This is a genomic window from Nocardia sp. NPDC051900, from assembly GCF_044452545.1.
Lineage (GTDB): Bacteria > Actinomycetota > Actinomycetes > Mycobacteriales > Mycobacteriaceae > Nocardia > Nocardia sichangensis.
This window is the reverse complement of record NZ_JBITBU010000001.1, coordinates 373,942-400,866: the sequence shown is the minus strand read 5'-3', so window position 1 is coordinate 400,866 and position 26,925 is coordinate 373,942. Positions and strand designations below refer to the sequence as shown.

The 26,925-nt window shown below is 68.4% G+C and carries 29 protein-coding genes; 22 read left to right on the top strand and 7 right to left on the bottom strand.

The genetic code is table 11. The features are described from left to right. The first annotated feature begins 129 nt into the window (after positions 1-129). The 3 genes from ACIA5H_RS01880 to ACIA5H_RS01870 all read left to right on the top strand — a co-directional run bounded on the left by ACIA5H_RS01880 (position 130) and on the right by ACIA5H_RS01870 (position 2,120). Positions 130-537, top strand: coding sequence for an SgcJ/EcaC family oxidoreductase (locus ACIA5H_RS01880; protein ID WP_355072423.1), 408 nt, complete (start codon positions 130-132; stop codon positions 535-537). 59 nt (positions 538-596) lie between these two features. Further along, positions 597-1,805, top strand: coding sequence for a radical SAM family heme chaperone HemW (gene hemW, locus ACIA5H_RS01875; RefSeq protein ID WP_379254726.1), 1,209 nt, complete (start codon positions 597-599; stop codon positions 1,803-1,805). Positions 1,806-1,910: 105 nt separating this feature from the next. Next, on the top strand, positions 1,911-2,120 hold the full coding sequence (locus ACIA5H_RS01870; RefSeq protein ID WP_355072425.1) for a hypothetical protein: 210 nt from the start codon (positions 1,911-1,913) through the stop codon (positions 2,118-2,120). 3 nt (positions 2,121-2,123) lie between these two features. Here ACIA5H_RS01870 and ACIA5H_RS01865 read toward each other — a convergent pair whose 3' ends face one another. Further along, the gene (locus ACIA5H_RS01865) at positions 2,124-3,083 is read right to left on the bottom strand and encodes a helix-turn-helix domain-containing protein (RefSeq protein ID WP_379254727.1); all 960 of its coding nucleotides are present in this window, start codon (positions 3,081-3,083) and stop codon (positions 2,124-2,126) included. 189 nt (positions 3,084-3,272) lie between these two features. On the opposite strand from ACIA5H_RS01865, the gene ACIA5H_RS01860 reads away from it, so the two are divergent. From ACIA5H_RS01860 to ACIA5H_RS01840, 5 genes are all read left to right on the top strand, one after another. Beyond that, positions 3,273-4,094 (top strand): alpha/beta fold hydrolase, encoded by an 822-nt coding sequence (locus ACIA5H_RS01860; protein WP_397073193.1) that lies wholly within the window; start codon positions 3,273-3,275, stop codon positions 4,092-4,094. A gap of 14 nt (positions 4,095-4,108) precedes the next feature. After that, positions 4,109-4,912 (top strand): alpha/beta hydrolase, encoded by an 804-nt coding sequence (locus ACIA5H_RS01855; protein WP_356966377.1) that lies wholly within the window; start codon positions 4,109-4,111, stop codon positions 4,910-4,912. A gap of 164 nt (positions 4,913-5,076) precedes the next feature. Next, positions 5,077-6,108: a heat-inducible transcriptional repressor HrcA gene (gene hrcA, locus ACIA5H_RS01850; protein ID WP_397073190.1), complete on the top strand. Its 1,032-nt coding sequence runs from the start codon at positions 5,077-5,079 to the stop codon at positions 6,106-6,108. Positions 6,109-6,247: 139 nt separating this feature from the next. After that, the gene (gene dnaJ, locus ACIA5H_RS01845) at positions 6,248-7,399 is read left to right on the top strand and encodes a molecular chaperone DnaJ (protein ID WP_355072435.1); all 1,152 of its coding nucleotides are present in this window, start codon (positions 6,248-6,250) and stop codon (positions 7,397-7,399) included. Further along, complete coding sequence (locus ACIA5H_RS01840) at positions 7,400-8,140, top strand: 16S rRNA (uracil(1498)-N(3))-methyltransferase (RefSeq protein WP_355072437.1); 741 nt, start codon at positions 7,400-7,402, stop codon at positions 8,138-8,140. Here ACIA5H_RS01840 and ACIA5H_RS01835 read toward each other — a convergent pair. After that, positions 8,052-9,338 carry an MFS transporter gene (locus tag ACIA5H_RS01835; protein ID WP_397073187.1) on the bottom strand — a complete coding sequence of 429 codons (1,287 nt, stop codon included), beginning with the start codon at positions 9,336-9,338 and terminating at the stop codon, positions 8,052-8,054. The genes ACIA5H_RS01840 and ACIA5H_RS01835 overlap by 89 nt on opposite strands. 100 nt (positions 9,339-9,438) lie before the next feature. Between ACIA5H_RS01835 and ACIA5H_RS01830 the strand changes: the two genes are divergently transcribed. The 7 genes from ACIA5H_RS01830 (at position 9,439) to ACIA5H_RS01800 (ending at position 16,587) form a co-directional block, all read left to right on the top strand. After that, positions 9,439-10,341 (top strand): LysR family transcriptional regulator, encoded by a 903-nt coding sequence (locus ACIA5H_RS01830; protein WP_397073185.1) that lies wholly within the window; start codon positions 9,439-9,441, stop codon positions 10,339-10,341. A gap of 154 nt (positions 10,342-10,495) precedes the next feature. Then, a complete protein-coding gene (locus ACIA5H_RS01825; protein ID WP_039796813.1) occupies positions 10,496-11,557 on the top strand; it encodes a PhoH family protein in 1,062 nt (353 codons plus the stop codon). 62 nt (positions 11,558-11,619) lie between these two features. Continuing rightward, positions 11,620-12,174: an rRNA maturation RNase YbeY gene (gene ybeY, locus ACIA5H_RS01820; RefSeq protein WP_195077616.1), complete on the top strand. Its 555-nt coding sequence runs from the start codon at positions 11,620-11,622 to the stop codon at positions 12,172-12,174. After that, on the top strand, positions 12,171-13,535 hold the full coding sequence (locus ACIA5H_RS01815; protein ID WP_355072443.1) for a hemolysin family protein: 1,365 nt from the start codon (positions 12,171-12,173) through the stop codon (positions 13,533-13,535). The genes ybeY and ACIA5H_RS01815 overlap by 4 nt, the downstream gene beginning before the upstream one ends. Beyond that, a complete protein-coding gene (locus ACIA5H_RS01810; protein WP_379254736.1) occupies positions 13,532-13,918 on the top strand; it encodes a cytidine deaminase in 387 nt (128 codons plus the stop codon). The genes ACIA5H_RS01815 and ACIA5H_RS01810 overlap by 4 nt, the downstream gene beginning before the upstream one ends. After that, complete coding sequence (gene era / locus ACIA5H_RS01805; RefSeq protein ID WP_355072447.1) at positions 13,911-14,828, top strand: GTPase Era; 918 nt, start codon at positions 13,911-13,913, stop codon at positions 14,826-14,828. Before ACIA5H_RS01810 ends, era begins: the two co-directional genes overlap by 8 nt. 190 nt (positions 14,829-15,018) lie before the next feature. After that, positions 15,019-16,587 (top strand): serine hydrolase domain-containing protein, encoded by a 1,569-nt coding sequence (locus ACIA5H_RS01800; protein ID WP_397073183.1) that lies wholly within the window; start codon positions 15,019-15,021, stop codon positions 16,585-16,587. 60 nt (positions 16,588-16,647) lie between these two features. Here ACIA5H_RS01800 and ACIA5H_RS01795 read toward each other — a convergent pair whose 3' ends face one another. The 5 genes from ACIA5H_RS01795 to ACIA5H_RS01775 all read right to left on the bottom strand — a co-directional run bounded on the left by ACIA5H_RS01795 (position 16,648) and on the right by ACIA5H_RS01775 (position 21,912). Beyond that, entirely contained in the window at positions 16,648-18,075 is a 1,428-nt protein-coding gene (locus ACIA5H_RS01795; protein ID WP_397073182.1) for an amidase, read from the bottom strand. Between the two features lie 260 nt (positions 18,076-18,335). Then, positions 18,336-18,794 carry a hypothetical protein gene (locus ACIA5H_RS01790; protein ID WP_356966361.1) on the bottom strand — a complete coding sequence of 153 codons (459 nt, stop codon included), beginning with the start codon at positions 18,792-18,794 and terminating at the stop codon, positions 18,336-18,338. Then, positions 18,794-19,300 carry a nucleotide exchange factor GrpE gene (gene grpE / locus ACIA5H_RS01785; RefSeq protein WP_397073179.1) on the bottom strand — a complete coding sequence of 169 codons (507 nt, stop codon included), beginning with the start codon at positions 19,298-19,300 and terminating at the stop codon, positions 18,794-18,796. The genes ACIA5H_RS01790 and grpE overlap by 1 nt, the downstream gene beginning before the upstream one ends. Next, positions 19,297-20,391 (bottom strand): tetratricopeptide repeat protein, encoded by a 1,095-nt coding sequence (locus tag ACIA5H_RS01780; protein ID WP_397073177.1) that lies wholly within the window; start codon positions 20,389-20,391, stop codon positions 19,297-19,299. Before ACIA5H_RS01780 ends, grpE begins: the two co-directional genes overlap by 4 nt. Positions 20,392-20,394: 3 nt before the next feature. After that, positions 20,395-21,912, bottom strand: a complete 1,518-nt coding sequence (locus ACIA5H_RS01775) for an Hsp70 family protein (protein ID WP_379254745.1) — start codon at positions 21,910-21,912, stop codon at positions 20,395-20,397. A 638-nt stretch (positions 21,913-22,550) separates the two neighbouring features. Between ACIA5H_RS01775 and ACIA5H_RS01770 the strand changes: the two genes are divergently transcribed. The 7 genes from ACIA5H_RS01770 to ACIA5H_RS01740 all read left to right on the top strand — a co-directional run bounded on the left by ACIA5H_RS01770 (position 22,551) and on the right by ACIA5H_RS01740 (position 26,680). Further along, positions 22,551-23,327, top strand: a complete 777-nt coding sequence (locus tag ACIA5H_RS01770; protein ID WP_397073175.1) for a response regulator — start codon at positions 22,551-22,553, stop codon at positions 23,325-23,327. A gap of 424 nt (positions 23,328-23,751) precedes the next feature. Further along, positions 23,752-23,925 (top strand): hypothetical protein, encoded by a 174-nt coding sequence (locus ACIA5H_RS01765; RefSeq protein ID WP_397073173.1) that lies wholly within the window; start codon positions 23,752-23,754, stop codon positions 23,923-23,925. Positions 23,926-24,154: 229 nt separating this feature from the next. Beyond that, complete coding sequence (locus tag ACIA5H_RS01760) at positions 24,155-24,418, top strand: hypothetical protein (RefSeq protein ID WP_355072464.1); 264 nt, start codon at positions 24,155-24,157, stop codon at positions 24,416-24,418. 80 nt (positions 24,419-24,498) lie between these two features. Next, the gene (locus ACIA5H_RS01755; protein WP_355072466.1) at positions 24,499-25,365 is read left to right on the top strand and encodes an alpha/beta hydrolase; all 867 of its coding nucleotides are present in this window, start codon (positions 24,499-24,501) and stop codon (positions 25,363-25,365) included. Beyond that, complete coding sequence (locus ACIA5H_RS01750) at positions 25,352-25,957, top strand: TetR/AcrR family transcriptional regulator (protein ID WP_356966346.1); 606 nt, start codon at positions 25,352-25,354, stop codon at positions 25,955-25,957. The genes ACIA5H_RS01755 and ACIA5H_RS01750 overlap by 14 nt, the downstream gene beginning before the upstream one ends. A 112-nt stretch (positions 25,958-26,069) precedes the next feature. Beyond that, the gene (locus ACIA5H_RS01745) at positions 26,070-26,483 is read left to right on the top strand and encodes a hypothetical protein (protein ID WP_397073169.1); all 414 of its coding nucleotides are present in this window, start codon (positions 26,070-26,072) and stop codon (positions 26,481-26,483) included. Further along, positions 26,480-26,680, top strand: coding sequence for a DUF6186 family protein (locus tag ACIA5H_RS01740; RefSeq protein WP_397073167.1), 201 nt, complete (start codon positions 26,480-26,482; stop codon positions 26,678-26,680). Before ACIA5H_RS01745 ends, ACIA5H_RS01740 begins: the two co-directional genes overlap by 4 nt. Positions 26,681-26,925: the final 245 nt, after the last annotated feature.

Here is a 26,925-nt window from a genome sequence, read left to right as displayed (position 1 = left end):
TCCGCTCAGTTTGTGACGGCAGTCATAGTTGCGAGCCCCAACCAGGCGCGTGATACGGCGACCGCACCGTCTGTGACACTGCGCACCTCGCTTGACCTCGAGTGAAGTGGAGGTTGGACGCTCGGCGTCATGAGTACCACAACTGTCGACGCCACCGGCGAGCTCGAAGCCATCCGCGCGGTGGTCGCGAGCGTCCAGCACGCCCAGCGCAACGAGCTCGTCGACGAATTCGTCGCGCTGTTCCGGGAGGACGCGATCTGGACTACCGGACACGGCAAACGTCTCTTCGGACGGGCGGCCATAGCGGAGTTCACCGCGCAGGTGCTGCCCGGTGCCACCGCACACGGCACGGCGACCTACGAGGTCGAGCACGTGCTGTTCATCCGCCCGGACGTGGCGGCGGTGAAGGTGCGCCAGCGCTATTTCACCGACGCGGGCGTTCTGGAGAGCGAAGGCAGCCCGATGTACGTGATGTCCAAGGAGGACGGCCGCTGGTTGCTCACCGCGAACCAGAACACTCCGGTCGTGGCGGACTGAAGGGCCGGTAGCGGAGTCCCGGCCGTCGGCGCGGTCGCGGCGACGTTCACACTGGACAGGTGAGTTCTTCCGCCGCTACCGCGAGCACCGACACCTCCGCGCCGGTGCTACGCGACTTCGGCGACGGGCCGTTCGGGATCTACGTGCACGTGCCGTTCTGCGCCACGCGGTGCGGCTACTGCGACTTCAACACCTACACCGCGGGGGAGCTCGGCAGTTCGGCCTCCCCGCAGTCGTGGCTGGCGGCGTTGCGCGGCGAGCTGGCGACCGCCGCGCAACAGTTCGCGGCGTTGCCCACCGCGACGCCGGAAGTCTCCACCGTCTTCGTCGGCGGAGGGACGCCCTCCCTGCTGGGCGGCGACGGGCTCGCCTCGGTGCTGGACGCCGTGCGCGCCGAGTTCACCTTCGCCGCCGGGGCCGAGGTCACCACGGAGTCCAATCCGGAATCCACCTCGCCGGAATTCTTCGAGCGCATCCGGGCGGCCGGGTTCACCAGGGTGTCGCTGGGCATGCAGTCCGCCGCGGCGCACGTGTTGAAAGTGCTCGATCGCACGCACACCCCCGGCCGCGCGGTGGCCGCCGCGCTGGAGGCGCGTGCCGCTGGATTCGAGCACGTCAACCTCGATCTGATCTACGGAACACCGGGTGAGCGCGACGCCGATCTGGACGCCAGCCTCGACGCGGTGCTCGGCGCGGGCGTCGACCACGTATCGGCGTATTCGCTGATCGTGGAGGACGGCACCGCGCTGGCCAGGCGGGTGCGCCGCGGCGAGTTGCCCGCGCCGGACGACGACGTGCTCGCCGCACGTTACGAGCGCATCGACGCCCGACTGCGCTCGGCCGGATTCGGTTGGTACGAGGTGTCGAACTGGGCCGTGGGCGACGCCGCGGTCTGCAGGCACAACCTCGGTTACTGGGACGGCGGCGACTGGCTCGGCGCAGGACCGGGCGCGCACAGTCATGTCGGCGGCGTGCGGTGGTGGAACGTGAAGCACCCCGCTCGATACGCCGATCGAGTCGGCGCGGGCGGGCTGCCCGCCGCGGGCTGGGAGGCGCTGAGCGCGGACGAGCGCTACACCGAGCGGGTCATGCTCGCCGTCCGGCTGCGCACCGGCCTGCCGCTGGCCGAGCTGGCGTCCTCCGCGCGCACCGCCGTCGATCGCGTGGTCGCTGATGGCCTCGCCGTGCGCACCGCGGACGACCGGCTCGTCCTCACCGACCGCGGCCGTCTGCTCGCGGACGGCGTCGTCCGTGAACTGCTCGACTGATCCCGTGCCGGATCACGGTCGGGTCAACGCGATGCACTTTATGTCTCGTTCCGGTAACTCGGTGCGCACCGGCCGCGTAGTCTGCGATCAACCCCAAGGAGACTCATGGCTTCGGCACCACGTATGACCCTTATCCATGAACCAGGCGAGTTCGCGGAGGCGCGAGCAGCGGAGAAAGCGGAAAACGCGCGCCAGTGCGCCGTCGCCGCCCGCACTGTCGCCAGCTACGCGGAGAACGCCGCCGACTGTGAGTCGCTGCTGGCGATGCTCGGTCTCGATGCGCTCGCGGGCAAACAGGCGAAAACCTGCGGCTGACCATTACGCCTCGTCCGGGGCGAGGGCGGTGCTGCGCCATTCCCGTGGCGTGAGCCCGTAGGCGGCGCGGAAGCGCCGGGCGAAATGTGACGGATCGCGGAAGCCCCAGCGGCGCGCGATCATCGCGATCGTCCGATGCTTCTGGTCCGGACGAGTCAGATCGCCGTGTACCCGCTCGAGACGCTGGCTGATGATTCCCTGCTCGAGGCTGCACTCCGTGTTCGCGTAGATCTTGTAGAGCTGCCGGACCGACATGTTGTGCGCCTTGGCGATCTGTTCCGCGCCGAGACCAGGATCCGCCAGATTGCGCCGGATATAGGCGCGAATCCGGGACAGCAGGATGTCGGAGGGGACGACGGAGCCGTCGTCGGCGCACGCCGACAACAACAGTGCCCGGATCAGCTCGATGCTGGCGCAACCCGACAGGGCTGCCGCGGGGTCGGCGCTGAGCGCGTCCGCGTCGGCGGTCAGTTGGACGATGTGGTTGGCCACCAGCCGGTAGTGCGGGCTGTCCTGCACTCTGGCGGCGGCCTGACCGATCAGATCGGCGGGCAGGCCGAGCTGATCGAGCGGCACGTGCAGGCAGGTCGACGCCCCGTCGCCGCGCCGGCTGAAGTCGTAGGGCGCGTTCAGATCCATGACGTGCAGATCGCCCGGTCGCACGACGCGACGGACGTCACCCTGCTCGTACCGTCCGTCGCCCGCCTGCTGCACCGCGACCGCCAGTACCGGCGCGGGGGAGGTCCTGACCTGCTTCGGCGTCCGGATCAGCTGGATGCCCGAGGTGCTGGCACGCACGATGCGCGCCTCGCCGAACCACCACACGTCGAACGTGGCGTGCACACGCTCGTCCGGCCCGTCCAGTACGACATGGGACGGGACCGATGCCTCTTGTACTGCCGCGGCCACCGCGTCCGCCCGCTCGTGCGGCGCGATGGTGTCCGAATTGAACACGACCGTCATCACAGCCTCCGTCGCAAATGAGACAGATTCGGCAATCCTCGCATGGAACCCGCCGACCGGGCCGTGCATTCTGAGCCGAAGATCGTGCACGCAGAGTCGTTTCTCCGGCGGCCGCCCGTCATACGCTGTCGGTCGACCAAGATCGATCCCCGGTTCACCCGACATCCGTACAGATCGAAGGGAACTGTCATGCCGACGATCACCACCACCGATGGCGTCGAGATCTACTACAAGGACTGGGGTACCGGACGTCCGGTGGTATTCAGCCACGGCTGGCCGCTGAACGGGGACGCCTGGGACAACCAGATGAAACTGGTGGCGAGCAACGGCTATCGCGCCATCGCCCACGATCGGCGCGCGCACGGACGCTCGAGCGACGTGTGGGACGGGCACGACATGGACCATTACGCCGACGACCTCGCCGCGGTGCTGAACGAGCTGGACATCAAGGACGCGATTCTGGTCGGGCACTCGACCGGCGGCGGCGAGGTGACCAGGTATCTGTCCCGGCACGGCGCCTCGCGGGTGGTCAAGGCGGTGCTGCTCGGCGCGGTCCCGCCGTTGATGCTGAAGACCGCGAGCAATCCGGAAGGGACGCCGATCGAGGCGTTCGACGACATCCGCGCGGGCGTGGCCGCCGACCGCTCGCAGTTCTGGAAGGATCTGGCGATCCCGTTCTACGGCGCCAACCGCACCGGATCGAAGGTCTCACAAGGACTGCGCGACCACTTCTGGCTGATGGGCATGCAGGTGGGGCTCAAGGGCGCGTTCGACTGCGTCAAGGCGTTCTCCGAGACCGATTTCACCGCCGAGCTGCCGAGCATCGAGATCCCGGTGCTGGTGGCGCACGGCGACGACGACCAGATCGTGCCGCTCGCCGCCGCGGGCGCCAAGACGGCGAAATTGCTGCCGAGGGCCGAGTTGAAGGTGTACCCCGGCGCTCCGCACGGCCTGTGCGGCGACTACGAGAAGGCGTTCGACGCCGATCTGCTGGACTTCCTGAAGAGCTGAGGAGCCGAGACCCGATGCCGAACAAACGTTACCTGCGCCGTGCCGTGGCCGCGCTGGCCCTCCTGCTCGCCGCCACTACAGCGGCCGGGCCGGCGCGAGCGCAATCGCTGCCCACCGTCGTGCTCGTCCACGGCGCCTTCGCCGACACCACCAGCTGGGACGGTGTCGCCGCCGTGCTGCGCGAGCGCGGCTACCGCGTGGTGACGCCGGAGAATCCGCTGCGCGGGCCCGCCTACGACGCGGCCGCCGTGCAGCGCACGCTGGACACGATCAGCGGTCCCGTCGTGCTGGCGGGGCACTCCTACGGCGGCTTCGTGATCAGCAACGTGCACGATCCGAAGGTCGAATCGCTGGTGTACATCGCGGCTTTCGCGCCGGTGGAAGGCGAGGTGGCGCAGGCCGAGCTCGACCCGATCCGCTTCCCGGGCAGCCAGCTGCTGCCGCCCGCGCTGCAGGTGAAGCTCGTCGACGACGTCACGGGTGTGGCCGGGAAGAACCTGGACGCGTATGTCGCACCCGCCAGCTTCCATGACGTCTTCGCCCAGGACGTCGGCCCGGAGACCGCGGCCGACATGATCGTCCATCAGCGCTCCATCGCCGTGAAGGCCAATCTGGAACCGTCCGGGCCGCCCGCGTGGTCCGGCACTCCGAGTTGGTATCTGGTCTCCGCCGACGACCGGGTCATCCCGCCGTCCTCCCAGCGCTTCATGGCCCAGCGCATGGCGGCTCGAACCGGTGAGATCGAGGCCTCGCACGCCTCGCTGGTCTCCCGGCCCGACGCCGTGGCCGCGGTGATCGACGCCGCCGTTCCGCGCTGAGCGTCGCGCAGCTCGTCACGCCCCGTTGCAGGCGAGAGATCCGGTTACCGACAATTAGACTGGATCGACGGACGAACCCGTGGTCGGCCCGCGATGCGCGGCGGTCACGGGACGTCGGCGCCGGGTACGGCGTGATGGGAGACGAGAGCGAGGAGGTGCGGCCGATGTCGAGCACCGAGGATCGGCGCTTCGAGGTCTTGCGCGCCATCGTCGCGGACTATGTCGCGACCAAGGAGCCGATCGGGTCGAAGACGCTGGTCGAGCGGCACAACCTGGGTGTTTCCAGCGCGACGGTGCGCAACGACATGGCAGTGCTCGAGGCCGAGGGCTACATCACCCAGCCGCACACGAGTTCCGGCCGCATCCCCACCGACAAGGGCTATCGGCAGTTCGTGGACCGGATCTCCGAGGTGAAGCCGCTGTCGTCGGCGGAGCGCAGGGCGATCCTCGAGTTCCTGGAGTCCGGTGTCGACCTCGACGACGTGCTGCGCCGGGGCGTCCGCTTGCTCGCTCAGCTGACCAGGCAGGTCGCCGTCGTGCAGTATCCGACGGTGTCGGCGTCCACGGTGCGGCACATCGAGGTGGTGGCGCTCAATCCCGCCCGCCTGCTGCTGGTGGTGATCACCGACACCGGCCGGGTCGACCAGCGCCTGGTGGAGCTCGGCGCGCTGGTCGACGACGAGGATCTGGCCGCGCTGCGCGGCATGCTCGGCGGCGCGATGGACGGCAAACGCCTGGCCGCGGCCTCCGCGGCGGTGGCCGAGCTGCCCGAGCACGCTCCGGTGCGGCTGCGCGACGTGCTGGTGCGGGTGTCCACGGTGCTGGTGGAGACCCTGGTGGAGCACCCGGAGGAGCGATTGGTGCTCGGCGGCACCGCCAACCTCACCCGCAACGCCGCCGACTTCGGTTTCCCCGGCTCGCTGCGTTCGGTTCTGGAGGCGCTCGAGGAGCAGGTGATCGTGCTCAAGCTGCTCGCCGCGGCCCAGCAACCGGGGACGGTGACGGTGCGGATCGGGGAAGAGACGCAGGTCGAGCAGATGCGCGGCACGTCGGTGGTGTCGACCGGCTACGGCGCGGCGGGCGCCGTGCTCGGCGGTATGGGGGTGCTCGGGCCCACCCGGATGGACTACCCGGGCACGATCGCATCGGTGGCGGCCGTCGCCCGATACATCGGCGAGGTACTCGCCGAGCGCTGACGCGACGACGCCACTGCTACGCTCGATCTTTCGGCCGGATAAAGTTGAGTGCACAAGACTAATGCTGTTGTCGGCGCGCTTCACAGCGGCGCGGGCACCGGCGGCACTGTCGAGAACGACCAAGGACTAGAGAACTCAAGTGGCACGGGACTACTACGGACTGCTCGGCGTCGCGAAGAACGCGACCGACCAGGAGATCAAGCGGGCATACCGCAAGCTGGCGCGTGAGCTCCACCCCGACGTCAACCCCGACGAGGCGGCGCAGGCCAAGTTCAAGGAAGTGTCGGCCGCCTACGAGGTGCTGTCGGATCCGGAGAAGCGGCGCATCGTCGACATGGGCGGCGACCCGCTGGAATCCGGCGGTGGCGGGGCCGGATTCAATGGCGCGGGCTTCGGCGGGCTCGGCGACGTGTTCGAGGCGTTCTTCGGCGGCATGAGCGGATCGGCCGGTGCGCGCAAGCCGCGCGGTCGCGTCCAGCCCGGCGCCGACTCGCTGATCCGCACCCGGCTCAGCTTGGCCGAGTGCGCGGTCGGCGTGACCAAGCACCTGACCGTGGACACCGCGATCCTGTGCGACATCTGCCAGGGCTCCGGTACCAACGGCAAGTCCAAGCCGGTGCGCTGCGAAACCTGCGGCGGCGCGGGTGAGGTCCAGTCCGTGCAGCGGTCCTTCCTCGGCCAGGTGCTGACCTCGCGCCCGTGCCCCACCTGCCGCGGCGCGGGCGAGACCATCCCGGACCCGTGCCACAAATGCGGTGGCGACGGCCGGGTGCGGGCGCGCCGCGAGATCGCGGCCCCGATCCCCGCGGGCGTCGCGAACGGCATGCGGGTGCGGCTGGCCGCGCAGGGCGAGGTCGGCCCCGGCGGCGGTCACGCGGGCGACCTCTACGTCGAGATCGTGGAGCAGCCGCACGACGTATTCGTCCGGGACGGGGACGATCTGCACTGCACCATCCGGGTGCCGATGGTGGACGCGGCGCTCGGCACCACCGTCGTGATCGACACCATCCTGGACGGCCCGACCGAGTTGAGTATTCCGGCGGGCACCCAGCCCGGCGAGATCTCGGTGCTGCGCGGGCACGGCATGCCGCGGCTGCGCTCGAGCGCGCGCGGCGACCTGCTGGCGCATCTGGACATCGTGATCCCGGCCAAGCTGGACAGCAAGCAGACCGAACTGTTGCGCAAGTACAAGGGACTGCGCGAGCGGGAACGCGCCGAAGTGATGTCGGCGCAATCCGAGCACAACAGCGGCCTGTTCGCGCGACTGCGCGCGTCCTTCAGCGGGCGCTAGGTGGCCGCGACGGTCTTCTACCTCGACGAGGTGCCCGAGCCGGGCGCGGTCGCGGTGCTCGACGGCCCGGAGGGCAGGCACGCCGCCACGGTGCGCCGCATCCGGGTCGGCGAGCCGATCACCCTCTCCGACGGGCGCGGGGTACTGGCCGCATCGGAAGTCGTTGCCGCGCAACGCGACCGGCTCGAGCTCGCGGTGCGCGAGCGGGTGCTCGCGGCACCTCAGACGCCGCCGGTGACCGTCGTGCAGGCGCTGCCGAAATCCGATCGCTCGGAACTGGCGGTCGAGCTGATGACGGAGGCGGGCGCGGACGTCGTCGTTCCCTGGCAGGCCGCGCGCTGCGTCGCGAACTGGGAGGGCAAAGCGGCCAAGGGAGTCGAGAAGTGGCGGGCCGCGGCCCGCTCGGCCGCCAGGCAGTCCCGCCGGGCCTACATTCCGCAAGTCGCCGACCTGCACCGCACCCAGGACTTGCTGGAGCTGGTCCGCGCGGCGAAGGCCCGCGGTGCGATCGTCGCGGCGCTGCACGAATCCGGCGCCGCCCGTTTCACCGAATTGCCCTTCGCCGAGGCCGCCGAAATCGTCCTCGTCGTCGGTCCGGAAGGCGGGCTGGACGACGCCGAGCTCACGGCGTTGGCCGAAGCGGGCGCGGACATCACCTTGCTCGGCCCGACCGTGCTGCGTACATCCACCGCGGCAGCGGTCGCTCTCGGGGCGCTCGGCGCACTGACGCCGCGTTGGTGAGGTCTCGCGTCGACGTCCGATGCGATACCCACAGCAGCAGTGCCGCGATGACCATCAGCGATCCGATGCCGCAGACCAGCCCGAGCCACCCGGAGCGGGCGTAGGCGATGCCCGCCGTTCCGCCGACGAGCGCGCTGCCGAGGTAGTAGGCGAACAGATACAGCGACGACGCCGCGCCCCGGTTGCCTTCGGCCATCGCCCCCACCCACGCGCTCGCCGCGGTGTGCGCCCCGAAGAAACCCGCGGTGAAGAGCAATACGCCGAGCAGAACAGTGCCGATGTGGTCGGGAATCGTCACCACGAGCCCGATCGCCATGACGGCCAGCGACATCGCGAGCACCCGGGATCGGCCGATCCGATCGGTCAGCAGGCCGGATGCCGCCGAGGCCGCCGTTCCGGCCAGATAGAGCACGAACACCAGCCCCACCAGTGCTTCCGGCAGCCCGAACGGCGCGCTGGTCAGCCGGTAGCCGAGATAGTTGTACATCGAGACGAACCCGCCCATGAGCACGAACGCCAGTCCGAACAGAGCGAGCAGTCCACGGTGACGCAAGGGGCTGCCGAGGTCGCCGAGGACCGTCCGGATTCCGGCGGGACGAGGCACGAAGCCGCGCGAGGGCGGCAGCCGGCGGACGAACCACACGGTGCAGGCCGCGGCGGCGATCGAGGCCACCGCCTGCGCCCACCGCCAGGACGCCACGTCCAACGTGAACGCCGGGATCAACCGCCCGGCCAGCCCGCCGATAGTGGTACCCGCGACGTAGATGCCCATCGCGGCGCCCAGCCCGTCCCCGCTGATCTCCTCTGCCAGATAGGCCATCGCCACCGCGGGCACACCGGCCAGCGCGATGCCTTGCAGCGCGCGTCCGGCCAGCAGCAGATCCAGCGAAGGGCTCAGCGGCAGCAGCAGTCCGAGCACCGCCGCCGCGACGGCGGAACCGATCATCACCTTGGTCCGGCCGATCCGCGACGAGAGCGCGCTCACCGGGATGATGGCCAGCGCGAGGAACCCGGTGGTGAGCGACACCGCCAGTGCCGCCAGCGCGGGCGTCGCGCCGAACGCGGCCGAGAGACTCGGCAGCAGTGCCTGGGCGCTGTACATCGAGGCGAATGTCGTCAGACCGGCCGCGAACAGCGCGATGGTGATCCTGCGTTCGTGGGCGACGTCCCTCGCCGCTTCGATCCGTGTCGTGGTCATCGGGTCCTCCTTTCGTCCAGCATCGCCAGGCGGTATTCCGGAAGGAAATGAATAATGAGAAGTGAGTTCATTCCCTGAGCGCATATAGAAAGGTCGGGCAGTGCTTGGCGAGGATCTGGAGTGGTTCACGACACTCGCCGAACTCGAACGGGTCGGCGCCGCCGCGGAGCGGTTGCACCTGGCGCAGCCGACGTTGTCGCGCATGCTGGCCCGCTTGGAGCGCAGGGTGGGAGTCGAACTGTTCGACCGGCGCGGGAAGCGGATCGTCCTGAACGAATACGGTCGCATCTACTACGAGCACGCCCGCCGCGCGCAATCCGAACTGGACGCGGCGGAACAGGTCCTCGCCGATCGAGCCAACCCGGCCGGGGGCGTCGTGCGGCTGGCGTTCCAGCACTCTTTCGGCGGCTCGCTGGTGCCGCAGCTGATCAGCGGCTTCCGGCGCATCTCCGGCCGGATCACGATCACGCTGTGGCAGGGAGCGGCGGCCGCGGTGACCGAGCGAGTGCTCGCGGGTGAAAGCGATCTGGGCATCGTCTCGCCGCGCCCGGCCGTCGCAGGCGTGGGCTGGCGCGCCGTGCTGCGACAGCCGCTGGTACTCGCGGTGCCGCCGGAACACCGGTTGGCCGGACGGCGGCAGGTCCGCCTCGCGGAGGTGGCCGACGCGGAGTTCGTCACCATGCACCACGGATTCGGGATGCGGCGCATCTTCGACGAACTGTGCGCCGCCGCGGACATCCGGCCGCGGATCGCGTTCGAGTCGAGCGATCTCGTCACGGTGGCCGGGCTGGTCTCGGCGGGGTTGGGAGTGGCGATCCTGCCGCGCGAAGATCCACTGTCCGCGGGCCCGCTGTCCGGCCCGGTGACGGTCCCGCTCGCGGACGCGGGCGCCGCGCGCGCGGTCGGGCTGATCTGGCCCGCCGCTACCACACCACCGGACGCGGTGCGACGCTTTCGTGATTTCACCGAGGATTGGGCGCGGCGACGTGGGGGAATCCCGTGAGGAGCCGGTTTTGCCCACGGCTTATTCACTGGGCGGTGTCGGTGGGGCGGGTTAAACTTTCTCCATACAGCAGCAGTCGAGACCGGAAAGCAGGCTATAGCCACTTTTGAGAACACAAGGCGAGATCGGCGACCCCACCACCCCAGCGGCAGGCATCGGCGCCGGCGACAACGGTTCGGGTCCCGCAGCGCGCACCGTGCGCTCGAGCATCGAACTCGCTCCTGAATCCGTGTTCCCCTTCCTCGGTTCGGCCGACCAGAATCTTCGCGAACTGGAGACGCTGCTCGACGCGGACATCCACGTCCGCGGGAATTCCGTGACCCTCACCGGCAAGGCGGCCGACGTCGCGCTCGCCGAGCGGGTCATCGAGCAGCTGGTCGCGCTGACCGGGCGCAACCGCGTGGTGACGCCCGAGGCGGTGCGGCACACCGTTTCGATGCTCACCGAGGGCTCCAGCGAGTCCCCCGCGGAGGTGCTCAGCCTGGACATCCTGTCCCGGCGGGGCAAGACCATCCGGCCCAAGACGCTGAACCAGAAGCGTTACGTCGACGCGATCGACGCGAACACGATCGTGTTCGGCATCGGCCCCGCCGGTACCGGCAAGACCTATCTGGCGATGGCCAAGGCGGTCCAGGCGCTGCAGACCAAGCAGGTCAACCGGATCATTCTCACCCGCCCCGCGGTCGAGGCGGGCGAGCGGCTCGGCTTCCTGCCCGGCACGCTGAACGAGAAGATCGACCCGTACTTGCGCCCGCTCTACGACGCGCTGCACGACATGATGGACCCGGAGGCCATTCCCAAGCTGATGGCGGCCGGTGTCATCGAGGTCGCGCCGCTGGCCTACATGCGCGGACGCACGCTGAACGACTCCTTCATCATCCTCGACGAGGCGCAGAACACCACCGCCGAGCAGATGAAGATGTTCCTCACCCGCCTCGGGTTCGGCTCGAAGATCGTGGTGACCGGCGACGTGACGCAGGTCGATCTGCCGACTGGCGCCCGGTCCGGTCTGCGCGCCGCCAGCGAGATCCTCACCGAGATCGAGGACATCCACTTCGCGGAGCTGACCAGTAGCGACGTGGTTCGCCACCGGCTGGTCTCGGACATCGTCGACGCCTACGACCGCTTCGAGGCCCAGTCGCGTCCGCAGGTCGCCCCGCATTACGGCGGCAACCGAGCGCAGCGCCGCGCGGCGAGCCGGTCGGACCGGCGGTAACTCGTCTCGCCGGGCGGGGCTCCGCTCCGCCGACACGATCGACGGGATCGTAGGCTGTTCGGGTGAGTATCGAGATCGCCAACGAGTCGGGTATCGACGTGCCCGAAGAAGAGCTGGTCAGCGTCGCGCGGTTCGTGATCGCCCGGATGGACGTGCACCCCGCCGCGGAGCTGTCGATGGTGCTCGTCGATCTCGACACCATGGCCGACCTGCACATGCGCTGGATGGACCTACCCGGCCCGACCGACGTCATGTCCTTCCCCATGGACGAACTCGAGCCGGGCGGGCGGCCCGACAGCCCCGAACCAGGCCCATCCATGCTCGGCGACATCGTGCTGTGCCCGGAGTTCGCCGCCGGTCAGGCCCGTAAGGCGGGGCACTCCCTGGATCACGAACTCGCTCTGCTCACCGTGCACGGCGTGCTGCACCTGCTCGGCTACGACCACGCCGAGCCGGACGAGGAGAAAGAGATGTTCGCGTTGCAGGCCCGGCTGCTCGAGGAGTGGTACGAGAGCCTGCGGGAGGCGCAGCGGCGCGCCGAACTGGCCGAACGCGACGCGCGGTTGCTGGGTAAGGCGGGTTTCACCACACCGGGTGAGTCCCTGGGTCCCGCGTGAATGCCCTGACCCTCGTCCTGCTCGCGGTCCTGCTCATCTCCGTGGGTGGGGTCTTCGCCGGGGTCGATTCCGCCCTGAACACGATCTCGCCCGCCCGCGTCGAGGACTTGGTGCGAGCCGACCGGCCCGGCGCCGTGCGGCTGAGCCGGGTTGTCGACGACCGGGCCCGCTACGTGAATCTCATGGTGCTGCTTCGCATCCTGTGCGAGATCGGCGCGACGGTGCTGCTGGCGGCGGGACTGATGACGGTCTGGGGCAGGAACTGGGCGCTGCTGATCACCGCGCTGGTGATGGTGCTGGTGTCCTACGTGGTGATCGGTGTCGGCCCGCGCACGCTGGGCAGGCAGCACGCGTATTCCATCGCCCTGGCCGCGGCCCTGCCCCTGCAGTTCATCGGCGCGCTGCTCGGCCCGATCAGCAGGCTGCTGATCCTCATCGGTAACGCGATCACTCCCGGTAAGGGTTTTCGCAACGGGCCCTTCGCTTCCGAGATCGAGTTGCGCGAAGTGGTCGAGATGGCCGGTGAGCGCGGAGTGGTGGCCGACGACGAACGGCGGATGATCCAGTCGGTCTTCGAACTCGGCGACACAGCGGCGCGTGCGGTGATGGTGCCGCGCACGGAGATGGTCTGGATCGAAGCGGACAAGACCGCGGCGCAGGCCATGTCGCTGGCGGTGCGTTCCGGGCATTCGCGGATCCCGGTGGTCGGCGAGAACGTCGACGACATTCGCGGCGTGGTGTATCTGAAAGACCTCGTGCCGTTCGCCGAACGCAGCCGCAAGGTACGGGTGCGTGAGGTGATGCGTCCCGCGGTGTTCATGCCCGACTCCAAACCGCTGGACAGCCTGCTCGACGAGATGCAACGCAGGCGCAACCACATGGCGTTGCTGGTGGACGAGTACGGCGGCATCGCGGGTCTGGTGACCATCGAGGACGTGCTGGAGGAGATCGTCGGAGAGATCGCCGACGAGTACGACGTCGACGAGACCCCGCCCGTCGAGGATCTCGGCGACGGGCGCTACCGCGTGTCGGCCCGGCTGCCGGTGGAGGATCTCGGCGAGCTGTTCGGATTGGAGATCGAGGAGGAGGACGTCGACACCGTCGGCGGCCTGCTCGCGCACGAACTGGGCCGGGTGCCGCTGCCCGGTTCGAAGATCGAGGCGCACGGGTTGGTGCTGCGCGGTGAAGGCGGACCGGACGCGCGCGGCCGGATGCGGGTGAACACCGTGGTGGTACGCAAAGCGCGCGAGAAGGTCCCCGCGGGCAAGACCAACGGGGACAATCCCAATGGCAAGCGCAAGGCGAACGGATCGGAGCGGGATATCGCGGCCGATCGCGACGAGGACGGAGACACCGAATGACCGAACTGGACGCCGAGGACAACAAGCTGGTCGTGCTGGCCCGTGGTGCGCTCGGCCGCACCGGCGGGGCGAGTGGAGCCGCGATCCGCGATACCGACGGTCGCACCTACGCCGCGGGCGAGGTCACGCTGACCGCGTTGCGGTTGACGGCGCTGCAAGCCGCCGTGGCCGCGGCGTTGTCCAGCGGCGCGGAGGGCTTCGAGGCGGCCGTGGTGGTCGGCGGGCGGTTGTCCGACTTCGGTGTGACGGCGGTGCGGGAGGTTTCGGCGGAGGCGCGGATCATCTTCACCGATCGTGACGGCGCGGTGTTCGAGATCGTCGACGACTCCGCGGACGCGGCCGACGCGGTGAGCGCCGACTCCGGCGAGGTCCGCGGTGGCTGACGCGCGGGAGAAGGGCGAATTCCGTTCCGGGTTCGTCTGTTTCGTCGGTCGGCCGAACACCGGCAAGTCGACCTTGACCAACGCCCTGGTCGGCGCGAAGATCGCGATCACCTCGTCGCGCCCGCAGACCACCAGGCACACGATTCGCGGCATCGTGCACCGCGAGCACGCTCAGCTGATCCTGGTCGATACACCGGGCTTGCACCGCCCGCGCACCTTGCTCGGCCAGCGCCTCAACGACCTTGTGCGCGATACGTATTCGGAAGTCGACGTGATCGCGCTGTGCATCCCGGCCGACGAGAAGATCGGTCCGGGTGACCGCTGGATCGTGCAGCAGATCAAGCAGATGGCGCCGAAGACGACGCTGCTCGGCGTGGTCACCAAGATCGACAAGGTGAGCCGCGAGCAGATCGCCGAGCAATTGCTCGCCGTGGCCCAGTTGCTCGGCCCCGAGGCCGACGTGGTGCCGGTCTCGGCGGTCAAGGGTGAGCAGGTGGAAGTCCTCGTCGACGTCATCGCCTCGAAGATGCCGGAGGGCCCGGCTTTCTACCCCGACGGCGAGCTCACCGACGAGCCCGAGGAAACGTTGATGGCCGAGCTCATTCGCGAGGCCGCGCTCGAGGGTGTGCGCGACGAGTTGCCGCACTCGCTGGCCGTCGTCATCGAGGAGGTCCTGCCCTACGAAGAGCGCGAGGACATGCTCGACGTGCACGCCTTGCTCTACGTCGAGCGGCCCAGCCAGAAGGCCATTGTCATCGGCAAGGGCGGTTCCCGGCTGAAAGAGGTCGGCACCAACGCCCGCAAGCAGATCGAACACATCCTCGGCACCCGGATCTACTTGAATTTGCACGTGAAGGTGGCCAAGGACTGGCAGCGCGACCCGAAACAGCTGGGCAAACTGGGTTTCTGACCGGTTCGGGCGTCGGCGGGCGTGCGTGGAAGTCCTGGAGGCGTCTTCGTTGGCGTGGGGCGTCCGGTCGGCTGCCGATGATTCCGGGTAATCCACCGATGTGTCGGCTGTACTCGAGGCGAGTGCCGTGTCAGTGGTCGTGTCAGAACGGCGTCAGCTCGGTATCAGCCGGGCTCGCGACAGTAGTCACATGAACAGCACAGCAATCGCGACTTCCACCACCACCCTCTCCGACCAGGACAAGAGCACGCTGCGGACCGCCGCGTACGGCGCGTTGTCGCTGATGGCCGCCACCGGCACGCCGCACGTGGCCGCGACGAACGGCTCCATCGCCCTGACGTCGGCGACCGGCCTGGTCGGGCACGTGCTCGCCGCGAAGTCCAAGGACATCCAGTTGAAGGGCAAGACCGTCGCCGAACTCGCCGACCAGGTACTGCCTGCCCTGACCTCGGCCGTGCACCTGCTCGAGCGGCACGATCCGGCCGAGGCCGACAACTTCCGCGGCACCGTCCGCATCGCCGTCGACGCAGCCGCCCAGCCTCACCACGGCGAGCCCGGCCCCGCCACGGCCGAGATGGCCCGCAAGATCATCGCGGCGCTCGATGCCGCCGGGGTGGCCGGTGCCGACAGCGGAACGGTTGCCGCCGGGCCGGATCGACCGCAACTCCAGAAGGCCCTCGATGAGATCGTCGCTTCTGGTTTCGCCGGAATCACGCTGCGCGTGCACGACGAGCGGGGCGAGTGGGTCGGCAGCGCCGGGGTGAGCAGGCTGGGCGACATCGCGAAGCCGCCGACCGACGGGCACGTCCGGATCGGCAGCAACACAAAGACTTTCACCGCGACTCTGGTCCTGCAACTGGTGGCCGAGGGCAAGATCGGATTGGACGACCCGGCGGCCCACTACCTGCCCGAGTTCGAACTCGATTCGCGGATCACGGTGCGGATGCTGTTGCAGCACACCAGCGGGGTGTTCAACTTCACCGGCGAGTACTACGAAGACGGGACCGTCGTGCCGGGAATCCCCGCTACCACCGCGGGCAAAGAGTGGGTGGACAAGCGTTTCGAGACCTACCAGCCCGAAGAGCTGGTGCGGCTGGCGTTGTCCAAGCCCGCGCGGTTCGAACCGGGCACGGGCTGGAGCTATTCCAACACCAACTACGTGCTGGCCAGGTTGCTGATCGAGAAGGTCACCGGCCGCCCGGTCGCCCAGGAGATGCAGCGGCTGATCTTCGGGCCGCTCGGGCTGTCGGGCACCGTGGCCCCGACCACCCAGACCGAGCTCCCCGAGCCGCACGCCCACGCCTACTACCGATACGAGGACGCCGGGCAGGAGAAGACGGTCGACGTCACCAGCCACAACCCCTCCTGGATCTCCAGCGGCGGTGACATGATCTCGACCACCCAGGACCTGCGAACCTTCATTTCCGCGCTGACGAGCGGCAAGCTGCTGCCTGCCGAGTTGCTGGCCGAGATGTGCGCACCGCACCCGACAGGCATCCCGAACATGGGCTACGGCCTCGGTGTATTCGTGCAGGACACCGGTCTCGGCGGCACGGTCGTCACCCACAACGGCGGCGCGGCGGGTCACGCGGCGCTGATGTACAGCACACCCGACGGCAAGAAGACCCTGACCGCCACCCTGAACTACGCGGACGACGCCGCCCTGTCCCTGGCCGTGCCGTTCCAGCAAGCGACACAGAGGCTCGTCGACGAGGTGTTCTGCGGCGGCCAGGCCGATCCGGCGCAGCCGACGGACTGAACTTCCCGCTGCGCATGCCGAAACGCCCGGACACGGACGCCGAGTTGTCGATGGTCCGGGTCACCACCACGGGACGGGGCGGTGGCGGTGCCACTGGAGTTCGGATTCGAGTTGGGCGGCCAAGGAGATCAGGAGGGGTTCGGAGTTTGCTGTGCCCATCAGTTGGGCGCCTACGGGGAGGCCGGTGTCGGTGAAGCCTGCGGGGACGTTGATGCTGGGCCAGCCGAGGACGTTCCATGGCCAGGTGTAGGGGCAGGCCGCGGTGATGAGGTTGTTGGTGGCGTTGACGCCGATGCCGTCGATTTCCTCGGCGCGGGGCGGTGGGGTGGCGGTGGTCGGGGCGAGGACCACGTCGTAGTCGCGGAAGAAGTGGCCGATTCGCTTGTGCAGCAGAGGTTCCAGCTGCCGTGCCGCGTAGAGGGCGGGGCCGTCGAGCGCGCGTCCGATTCGGGCGTTGGCGGTGGTGCGCGGATCGACTTCCAGACCGGGCATGCGGTCGTACGCCCGCCGGACCCCGGCGAGTGAACGCGGGAGGAAGGAAGCGCCGATCAGGATGCCGTAGTGCAGGTCGGCCACGGTCACGGTGTGTCCGAGCGCGCGCAGTGTGTCGGCGGTGCGGCGCACCGATCGCTCGACCTCGGGATCAAGCGCGGTCCTGGTCGCGGTGAAGGGGATACGCAGCGACAGGGCGATTCGCAGCTTTCCCGGATCCCGGCCGACGGCGTCCGACGCGGTGATCGGCTCCGGGGTGTGCAGATCTCCCTCATGCGGACCGGCCGCCGCATCCAGCAGTAGCGCCGCGTCGGCGACGGTACGCGCCAGCGGACCGTTCACGGTGAGCCCGTAGAACGCTTCGGCTTCCGGCCAGGTGGAGATTCGTCCGCGCTGCGGCTTGATGCCGACCAGGTTCGTCCAGGCCGCAGGGATGCGGATCGAGCCCGCGCCGTCGGAACCCAGAGCGGCGGGGACCAATCCGGCGGCGACGGCGGCCGAAGCTCCGCCGGAGGACCCGCCCGGCGTCCTGCCGCGATCCCACGGATTGCGGGTGTGCCCGAACCACGCGGCACTCGTGAACGGCCACTGTCCGAGTTCACAGGTGTTCGTCTTGCCGACGATCACCGCGCCCGCCGCACGCATGCGCCGGACCGATTCCGCGTCCTCGGTCTTCGGTGCGAAGTCGCCGCCGCAGCCGAACGCGGTCGGCTCGCCCGCGACATCAGTGTCGTCCTTCACCGCGACGGGCACGCCCAGCAGCGGCAGTCGTTCTCCCGCGGCCAGCCGCCGGTCGGCGTCGGCGGCCTCCGCCAGGGCCCGCTCGCGGCGCACGATCCGGAAGGCATTGAGCGTGCCCTGCGCCGCCTCGATCCGGTCCAGTGCGCCGCCGACCGCCGCGGTCGAGGTGATCGCGCCGCTCGCGATCGCGGCCGCCAGTTCGGCCAGGCCCAGTTCCCGCGTGCCGGATACGTGGGCAGGATCGGACACCGTCATGTGAGCTCCGTCTCGTCGTGATCTACAGACGGTAGCGTCATATTGGTCAATCGTCCAGATTGTCGCAGGGGGCGAGCGACCCGTCCGGTTTCGATCGTGCACCGAACGGCGACCTGTGCGATCGAACCTACCTGCTCGGCCGGGTCTTCCAGATGACCCACCACAGGGGACGCGGAATCGGTCCGGCGCCTGCGTGCCGCCGCGGAGAAGATCGGCGGCAGCGGGCCTGTGCTCTCGGCCGAGAGGTCCGAGTACTCATGTCACGGAATGTGCTTGCACTCACCGTAGGGCACGCCCTGGGTGAGGTCCGGCCGGCCGAACATCCGGCCGACCAGAGCGTTGAACGCCGCCACCGACAGCCGGTCCATGTCGTTGCAAAGGAAGTCGTTCTTGGTGCCCGAGACGTCCTTGGACTTCAGGGATTTCGCCCACTTCTGCGGCGTTCCCCCGCACCCGACATGCACCTGGTAGTCGCCGCCCTTGTCGAGCTCGAAGGAGTAGTCGACCTTGGAGTGGCCGCCGAGCCGGACCGGAAGCTTGGTCCGCGCCCATCCCGATTTCGACGTCTTGGCCTGAACCCAGACTCCTACCGGCGACGCGCTGTTGATGCAGCCGATCGTGCCGCTCACGGTGGTGGACGCCGATGCGCTCGGCAGTCCGAGGGCGAGGAACGCCGTGGAAGCGGAGACGAGAACGGCTACGCGGAGGGTCTTGCGCATCATTCGAACCTTTCGATGGGGGGAACGGCGGACTCCGATCGCGCGGGGCGCGCCGCGACGACGACTTGTTCCGGCCGCAGCAGGCGTTCACCCATGAGGTATCCGTGCCGGACGACCTGCAGCACCGTGCCCGGCGATCGGCCGGAAGCCTCGGCGACGGCGACGGCTTCGTGAACGTCGGGATCGAAGTCGGCCGTGGCGGGCACGCGCCGGACGCCACGACGTTCGAGCAGTTCGTGCAGTTCGTCGACGATGCTGCCGAGCGCGGCGTCGTCGTCGTTCAGCGCAGTCACGCGATCGACGAGTCTGAGCAGCTCGCGAAACAGCGGGGCCAGGAGTTGTTCGGAGAGCCCGCCGCGTGCGAGTGCGAGCTGCTCGTGCAGGTCGTCGAACGCCCGATTCTTCGCCTTGTCCTCCAGCAACCTGCGCTGGAAGAGATCACGCAATTGCGCGATCTCCCCGGCCAGCGCGGTCAGCGGATCACCCGCGTCCGGAGCCGCACTCATATGCCGCGCTTGGCGATGTCGTATCGCTTCGAGTTGTGCTTCCAGACCGGCATCCGGTGGGTCAGCGTGTAGCCGGCGATGACGCCCGCGACGATCAGCAGGCCGATGCCCTTCGCCGGAATCAGCGCCAGGCCGATCACCAGGGCCACCGCCCACGCGCCCGCACCGCTGTGGAACCACTTGGCCACGGCGGCCCGCTCGGCGAGTTCGATGTTCTCTTGCAGCGAGGCGCGCAGCGGCGCGTCGTCGAACCGGAGTTTCAGTGCGCGGCCCGACATTTCGTGCGTCACGGCGATCTGGGCTTCGGAGGTGATGCAGTACGCCCCGCTGCGGAGCTCCGACCACATCCCCAGGTTGACCTGCTCCAGCGCGAGCGCGAGGTAGTACTGGAAGATCTGCTCGTTCGGATGGTGCCGGACCACGTCCTCCATCAGTTCCAGCGCCTGGTCGTTCTTGTGCTGCTGGAGGTAGACGTTGGCGATGGCGGTGCGGTACAGCGGCTCGCCGGGCGCGAGACGCAGAGCCGTCTCGTATTCGCCGAGCGCTTCGTTCAGCGCCCCGGTGGCGAGAAACGCTTCGGCGTAGTCGAAGTGGTATTCCGGGCTGTCGGGCTTGAGGCTGATGGCCTCCCGGAATTCGAAGCCGGCGTCCTTGTAGTTGCCCATGACGAACGACGAGTTCGCCCGCACCGCCCACGCTTCGTGGTTCGCGCCGTTGACCGAGATCGCCTCGCGGGCGCAGTAGTACGCGGAGGGAGCGTTGCCGCGCTCGAAATACTCGCGTGCGAGGCTCAGCCAGTCCCGGCCGCCCTGTACCACGGGCGCGGGCTGATTGCTCGCCGGACGGTACTGCCTGGCCTGCTGGTCGAATTGCCGCCGCTGGTTCGGGTCGAGCAGCACGCGCTCGGCCTGACCGAGGTGCCGTACCCGGGCTTCGGCCTGCGCGCGTTTGACGGGATCCGACTGGCCCGCGCGCTTGTTCCACATTCTGCGCTGCTCGCGGATGGCCGTCTTGATGGCATCCGGGTCGGCGGTCTCGGCGAGGCCGAGGATTTCGTAGTAGTTGACGAATTCTTCGGTTGTCGTGGTCATGCTTCAATTCACCTCGAGGTCTTCGTTCTTAGTGCGTGCGACGCGGATTTCGCCCTCGCTGAGGTTGGCGACGTTGTCGACCTCGAACGTGCCGAGCGATTTGTCCGCGGTGAGGTCGGTGATCTCGACCTGAATGGTCTGGTCTATGTCGTAGTGGAATGTGATCTGGACCGGAGCATTCGCCGGATAGGGCGGAATGGCGAAGAGCTGCCCGCCGTCGGGCCACTTTCCTTCGGTGACGAACCGGACGTAGTCGAGATCCTCGTCGTCGCCCTGCGTGACGCAGATCCGCAGTTCGGTCTGGCCGTCGGCGACGGTGCCGAACACTTTGCTCGCCTTGGCTGGGATCTTGGTGTTGCGGGGGATCACGATGTTGTTCTTCGGTTCCCGGTTGTCGTTCAGGGCGACCGTGCCCAGCGCCTGCGAGGTGACGTCGAGGATGACCGGCTTCGGCGCCGTGCTCGAGGACGTCTCCGCTTCGGCGCGGATCGCCGCGCCGAGCGCCACGAGTTCGTCGGGGTTGCCCGCACGCAACGGCGGCTTGCCGGTCAGTTCCTCCAGCATCGCCGCCACCATGGGCATGCGCGTGGAGCCGCCGACGAGCAAGACGTGATCGAGGTCGGCGAAGCTCAGGCCCAATTCCTCCACGAGGGAATGGGTCAGGTCGCGCGACTGGTTCAGCAGGTCGCTGGTGAGGTCCTCGAACGTTTCCCGCGTGACGGTGAGCGTGTGTGTGACGCCGTTGTGGCTGAGCACGACTCGCGTTGACCCGGCGGAGCTCAGGGTGCGTTTGGCGAGTTCTGCTTTCTCGCGCAGATCGGCTTGGGTCTCGAACGCGTCGTCGAGATCGCCGCCGCCTCGGGCCATGTACTCCTCGTTGAGGTGGCGCATGAGCCGGTTGTCCCATTCGAAGCCGCCCAGTTCGTGCAGCCCATCGGTGCCGAGCACGTCGAACACGCCGTCGCGGATCCGCATCACGGTGACGTCGAACGTGCCGCCGCCCAGGTCGTACACCATGACGGTGCCGCTGCGGCCGAGGTCGAGCCCGAAGGCCAACCCGGCCGCGGTCGGCTCGTTCACCACGCGCAGCACGTTGAGTCCGGCGATCGTTCCCGCGTCCCTGGTCGCCCGGCGGCGCGCGTCGTCGAAGAACGCCGGGACCGTGATCACCGCGTCGGTGACCTGCCCCTGCCCCAGGATCAATTCGGCGTCGTCTTTCAGCCGTTTGAGAATCATCGCCGAGACTTCCTCGGCCGAATAGGCGCGATCGTCGGAGGTGACGAATCGCCAGTCCGGATTGCCCATCTGCCGCTTGACGAACTGCACGACATCCAGCGGCGCGGTCGCCGCGGACCGTTTGGCCATCGAGCCGACGAGCACGCTGTCGGAGTCGAAGAAGACCACCGAAGGCGTGATCCGCTCGCCGTCCCGGTTGACCAGGATCTCCGGTTTCCCGCCCGCGCCGACGACGGCGACCGCTGAATACGTGGTACCGAGATCGATACCGACGGTGTGTGCCACTGATTGCCCTCCCGATGCGTCTGGTGACGATGCACGCGAATTGATACTGCGAAAATTCGAGGCCGGAACGATTTTCCCTGCGATCTCATCGGATAAGCCGCACGACGGGCGCCGGACGGTCGGCGAGAACGATCAGGGATTCGGTGCCTTCCATTCGTATTTGCACATCTGGCACTGGTATTTCTGCCACCCCTGACGATCCTTCTCGCCGATATCCATTCCGGTCTTCTTGCCGCACTGTGGACACACTTCGGCCATTGCTGGTCCTTCCGGTAGGGGGAACGGTGCGACAGGCTCGGGTGGCGCACCGGATTGAAAGCATATAAGTCGCCGTGGGTGATTGATCAGCGAATTTCGCGGTGATTTCCGACCCGTATTCCGGCCGGTGGGCCGATTTTTGCCGGTACCGAGGTGTGTCGCTGGAATATTGCTCGAACGCTCGTTCTCCGGCAAGATCTTGCGGTGTCCGAGTCGTCCGCCGAGCAATCGAAAAGCGATGAGGTCATCGACACGTCGGCGATCGGTAGTCTTCGAGCGCCGGATCGCCGGCTGCGGCACTCTTCAACCGGCCGGGCGAGCAAGATCTTGCTGTGCGATACGCATTACGAAACCTACTGGTTCGATAGACATTTGGAGTCTTGCCGACGAGTGTCGGCAGCGATGAAGATCGCGCTATGGAACCGAACTTACGAGTGCTTGTCGCCTCGCCGTTGGGCGGAATCATCGCCCCTGTGCTGTCGCAGTACTTTCCGGCGTCGACCGTCGCGGTCGCCTCCGACGTCGACGAGGTGCGCGGTCGAATCGTGGGACGTTTCCGGTTCGATGTGGTCATCTCGGATCTGATCTGGAACAAACCCGAAATGGAATACCGGTTCGACGGTTTGGATGTTCTGGACTTGCTCCGGGAAACCAAACGGCAGAGCGAGGTCCTGCTCGCGGCTCAAGGACACAGCATGGAGAGCGATCATCTCGACGAGGCGCGGCTGCGCGCGGACGAGATCGCCGAGTTCTACGACAAGTCCTCCGGCGTGCCCGCGCTGCTGGATGCCATTCAGCGCGCCGCGACCGGCCGCAGCGACCAGGTCGCGCCGCCGCCGCAAGGGCCGCCCGCGTTGTGCGCGCTGTTCACCGAACAGCGTGGCGAGACGGCGGGCCGGCTGGCGGGTGCGATCGCGGCCAAGTCGGCGTGGGACTACAACTCTCTCGCCCAGGTCGCTCGTGTTGGTCTCAACACCGCCAACAAGGCGACCAATACTTATATCGGCCCGATCATCCTCGCTCGGAAGGAGTTGCCGGAGGGCACGCCGTTGACCCAGGGCGCGGTTTTTCGCTGGTGCGGTGAGCACGCGCACTACCTCATCAGCTGGTGCCGCCGAAATGGGCACGCCGATGTCCTCGGTCCGCGATTCACCTGACGGCACAGCCCGCTTTCGGCGCTCCCGGTCCGGCATCAGCGCCCTGCCCGTTCCGCTCGGTGGCGCGACGGCGGTATCCGCCGCAGGGAACGACGGCGACGGCGTCGGCTCGATGACGTCTCCGAGCGGTGCGGCGACGAGGAGTCGCATGAATCGGTTCCCCTCTCATGGTCCCCCGGGTGGAGAGTTCTCTGTCGCGTCGGCGGTGCTGGAACAGGAATCAAGTATGGACCTCGGAGAGACGGTCGCGGGGGGATCGTCGATGTAGGATCTGGCACTCCGAAAAGCCCGCCGGGTGCGTAATAGCTTGGTCGACAGCCGTTTCGCCGATGCTTGCCGCGGTACCGCGCTAGGTCGCAATATCTTGCTCGCAGGCTCCGTGCGTATTCAGCGTGAGTGAAGCCTTCTCAGTCAGAATGAACTCGTGAGCCAACTATCCACGCTCTCCGTCCCGGAAATCGCCACCGAGCGCCGCGACGGACTGGCCACCGCGGTCACGCTCGCGGGAGCCTTGGCGCTGTTGCCGGGTGCCGGTGCGCAGGGCCGCTGGAACGAACTGGGCGGGGGAGAGTTCCTGGCGATGCTCGAGCGGTCTTGACGCCTCCCATCGGCAAGATCTTGCTGGCACGTATCCATCTCGAGCCGAATGGAACCCGGGTGCCGTGACAGCCGGTCAGACCTGGTACGGCACCCGGATTGCGATCGGCTCGGCGGCAGGCGAATGCTTGGCTGGCGAGGTGCGATGCGCCGAGTGCCAGCATTCCAACCGGGACGACCACCTGTTCTGCCGCAGATGTGGCGTGCGTTCACGCCGAAGGTACGACGCGGTGGCAGCGGAGGCGGTGGAGGAATTGCGGTCTTCCCTGAGCGATCTGCTCGACCGGATCAGCCGGTGTGACATCGATCTGGCGCAACGGCAGTTGGTCGAGGAGACGACTCGGCGGGCGGCGGCCGAGGCGGCGAAGGAGCGGCCGAATCGGATCGTGCTCACGGGGGTGCTGTACGCGGTCGGGGAGTCGGTGGCGGGCGTCGCCTCTCTGGCGACCGCGGTGACGGCGTCGAAGGACGCGGTCAAGGCGGTGTTCAGCTGATCCGCCGCGCGCTGCGGGTCTAGACATACATACGGTATGTATGTAACAGTGGTCGGGAACCGAGACCACTGGGAGGACCCATGGCAACCAGCACAGCACTAGGCCGCACCCACGATGTGGACCTGCCCGGCGGCCGTATCCGCTACCACGAGACGGGTGCGGGCGCCCCTGTCGTCTTCGTGCACGGCTTGCTCGTCAACGCGGACCTCTGGCGCAAGGTGGTGCCCGCTGTCGCAGCGGCCGGGTACCGCTGCCTGACGCCGGACTGGCCGCTCGGCTCGCACGAGATCCCGGTGCCGGACGCGGAACTGACTCCGGCCGGTGTCGCCGATCTCATCGCCGCGTTCCTCGAACGCCTCGACCTCACCGACGTCACCTTGGTCGCCAACGACACCGGCGGAGCGATCACGCAGGTGTTGCTGACCCGCGACCGCTCCCGCGTCGGCCGGGTGGTGCTCGCCTCGGTGGACAGCTACGAGGGCTTCCTGCCGCAGCCGTTCACCACGCTGCCGCTGCTGGCCAGGATCCCCGGCTCGCTGCGCCCGCTGACCGAGTTGCTGCGCATCCGCGCGCTGCACCGGCTGCCGGTGGCCTTCGGCTGGGTCACCAAACGGCCGGTCCCGCCGGAGATCGTCGACTCCTACCTGCTGCCGAGCCGCGACTCCGCCGCGATCCGGAAAGATCTGCGGCGCTTTCTGAAATCGGCGCATCGCCGATACACCCTGGAAGCCGCCCGTCATTTCGCCGAAGTCGACATTCCGGTACTGCTGGCCTGGGCGCGGGAGGATCGGTTGTTCCCCGTGTCGTTCGCCGAACGCCTGGCTCGCGACCTGCCGGACGCGACGCTGAAGCTCATCGACGACTCCTACACCTTCCTGCCGGAAGATCAGCCCGAGTTGCTCGCCGAATCGATTCTGGAGTTCACTCGGCTGCATGCCACGCCGTAGCCAGGAAGACCGCTCCCGAGCGACCAGAGCCGCGCTCGAACAGGCGGGACGCCGCCTGTTCACCGAGCGCGGCTTCGCGGGCACCTCCGCCGAGGAGTTGGTCACCGAGGCCGGCGTCACCCGGGGCGCGCTGCACCACCACTACGGCGACAAGCGCGGACTGTTCCTCGCGGTGCTGGAGCAGATCGAGGCGGAGATCACCGAGGAGATCGAAAACGCCATCGCCGCCGTAGATTCCGACGATGTGATGGCCGGGATGGCGGCGGGTCTCGCGCTGTTCCTGGAGATCTGCCAGCGTCCGGCGATGCTGCGCATCGCCCTCACCGACGCCCCCGCCGTGCTCGGTTGGCAGGCCTGGCGCGAATTCGAATCCGCCCACGGCCTAGGCCTGATCACCGCGCAACTCGAACGTGCCCGCGCCGCCGGGTTGATCGCCGACGCCCCCGTTCCCGTGCTGGCCCAGCTCGTCGTGAGCGTGGTCAGCGAGGCGTCCCTGATCGTCGCGCACGCCGAAGACCCCGACCTCGCCCGCGCCCAGACCCAGCAATCGGTGCTGCTGTTGATCTCGGGGCTGCTGCGCGCCGACGGGTGAACGCGGCCGACCGCGCGGTACCACGGGGGAGCGATGTCGCCTCGCTGGAAATCCGCGCGCAGGTCGCAACCGCCTGCCCCGTTCTGGGCAACCGGGGTCTTATCCTGCGCATGTGACAGAGCAACCAGCGCGCTCGGCGCATCGGTTTCGACGGCGTGCGACGCCGCTGGCGGCGTGGTTCGTGCTGGCGGCGTGCGGTGCCGCGACCAGGCCGTTCAGCTGGCAGGCAACCGCGATGGTGGCGGCGGCGGCACTCGCGGGGATGGTGCTTGCCTTCCGCGTGCGAATCGAGCGACCCCCGTCCACCGCCCGGCTCAGGCGCGGCACAGCCGTGTGGTCGGCACTGCTGGTCGCGGCGTCGGCATGGGAGGTCTACGCCCTTCTGCGGCAGCCCGCCCTGAACCGGCCGAGCCACGAACACCCGACACTGTCCACGCTGCTGGACCCGGCGCTCGAACAATGGCCGCTGCGATTCGCCGGATGGCTGTTGTGGCTGGCGGCCGGATGGTGGCTGGTATCGCGATGAGCGACCGAGCTGTCATCCTCCTCGGGTTCGGCCTGCTCCTTGCGGCCGCGCTCGTCGCGGTGGCGGGCACGCGGCTGCGCCGGGACCGGGTCGCGTCGTTGGGCGAGACGATCGGCTACCTGACCGGTTCACGGTTGACGAAAATCGCCGCCGTACTCGTGTGGGCCTGGCTCGGCTGGCACTTCCTGGCCCGATGAAAAGCCAGTCCAGAACCGGCCACGCCAAGCGGGGCATTCGGGCCGAGCCGACAGCCAGCTGTTACGACCCGCGCGCATCGGGTAGCGAGCGTCGCCGCCAACGTGCCCAGGCCACCTCAACCACGTCTTTCGAGCGAAGCGAGACCGAGCCTGTCCCGTTCGCGGCCCGGGGGGGGGGGGGGGGGGGGGGGGGGGCGGGGCGCGGGGGGGCGGGGGGGGGGGGGGGCGGCGCCCGCCCCCACCCC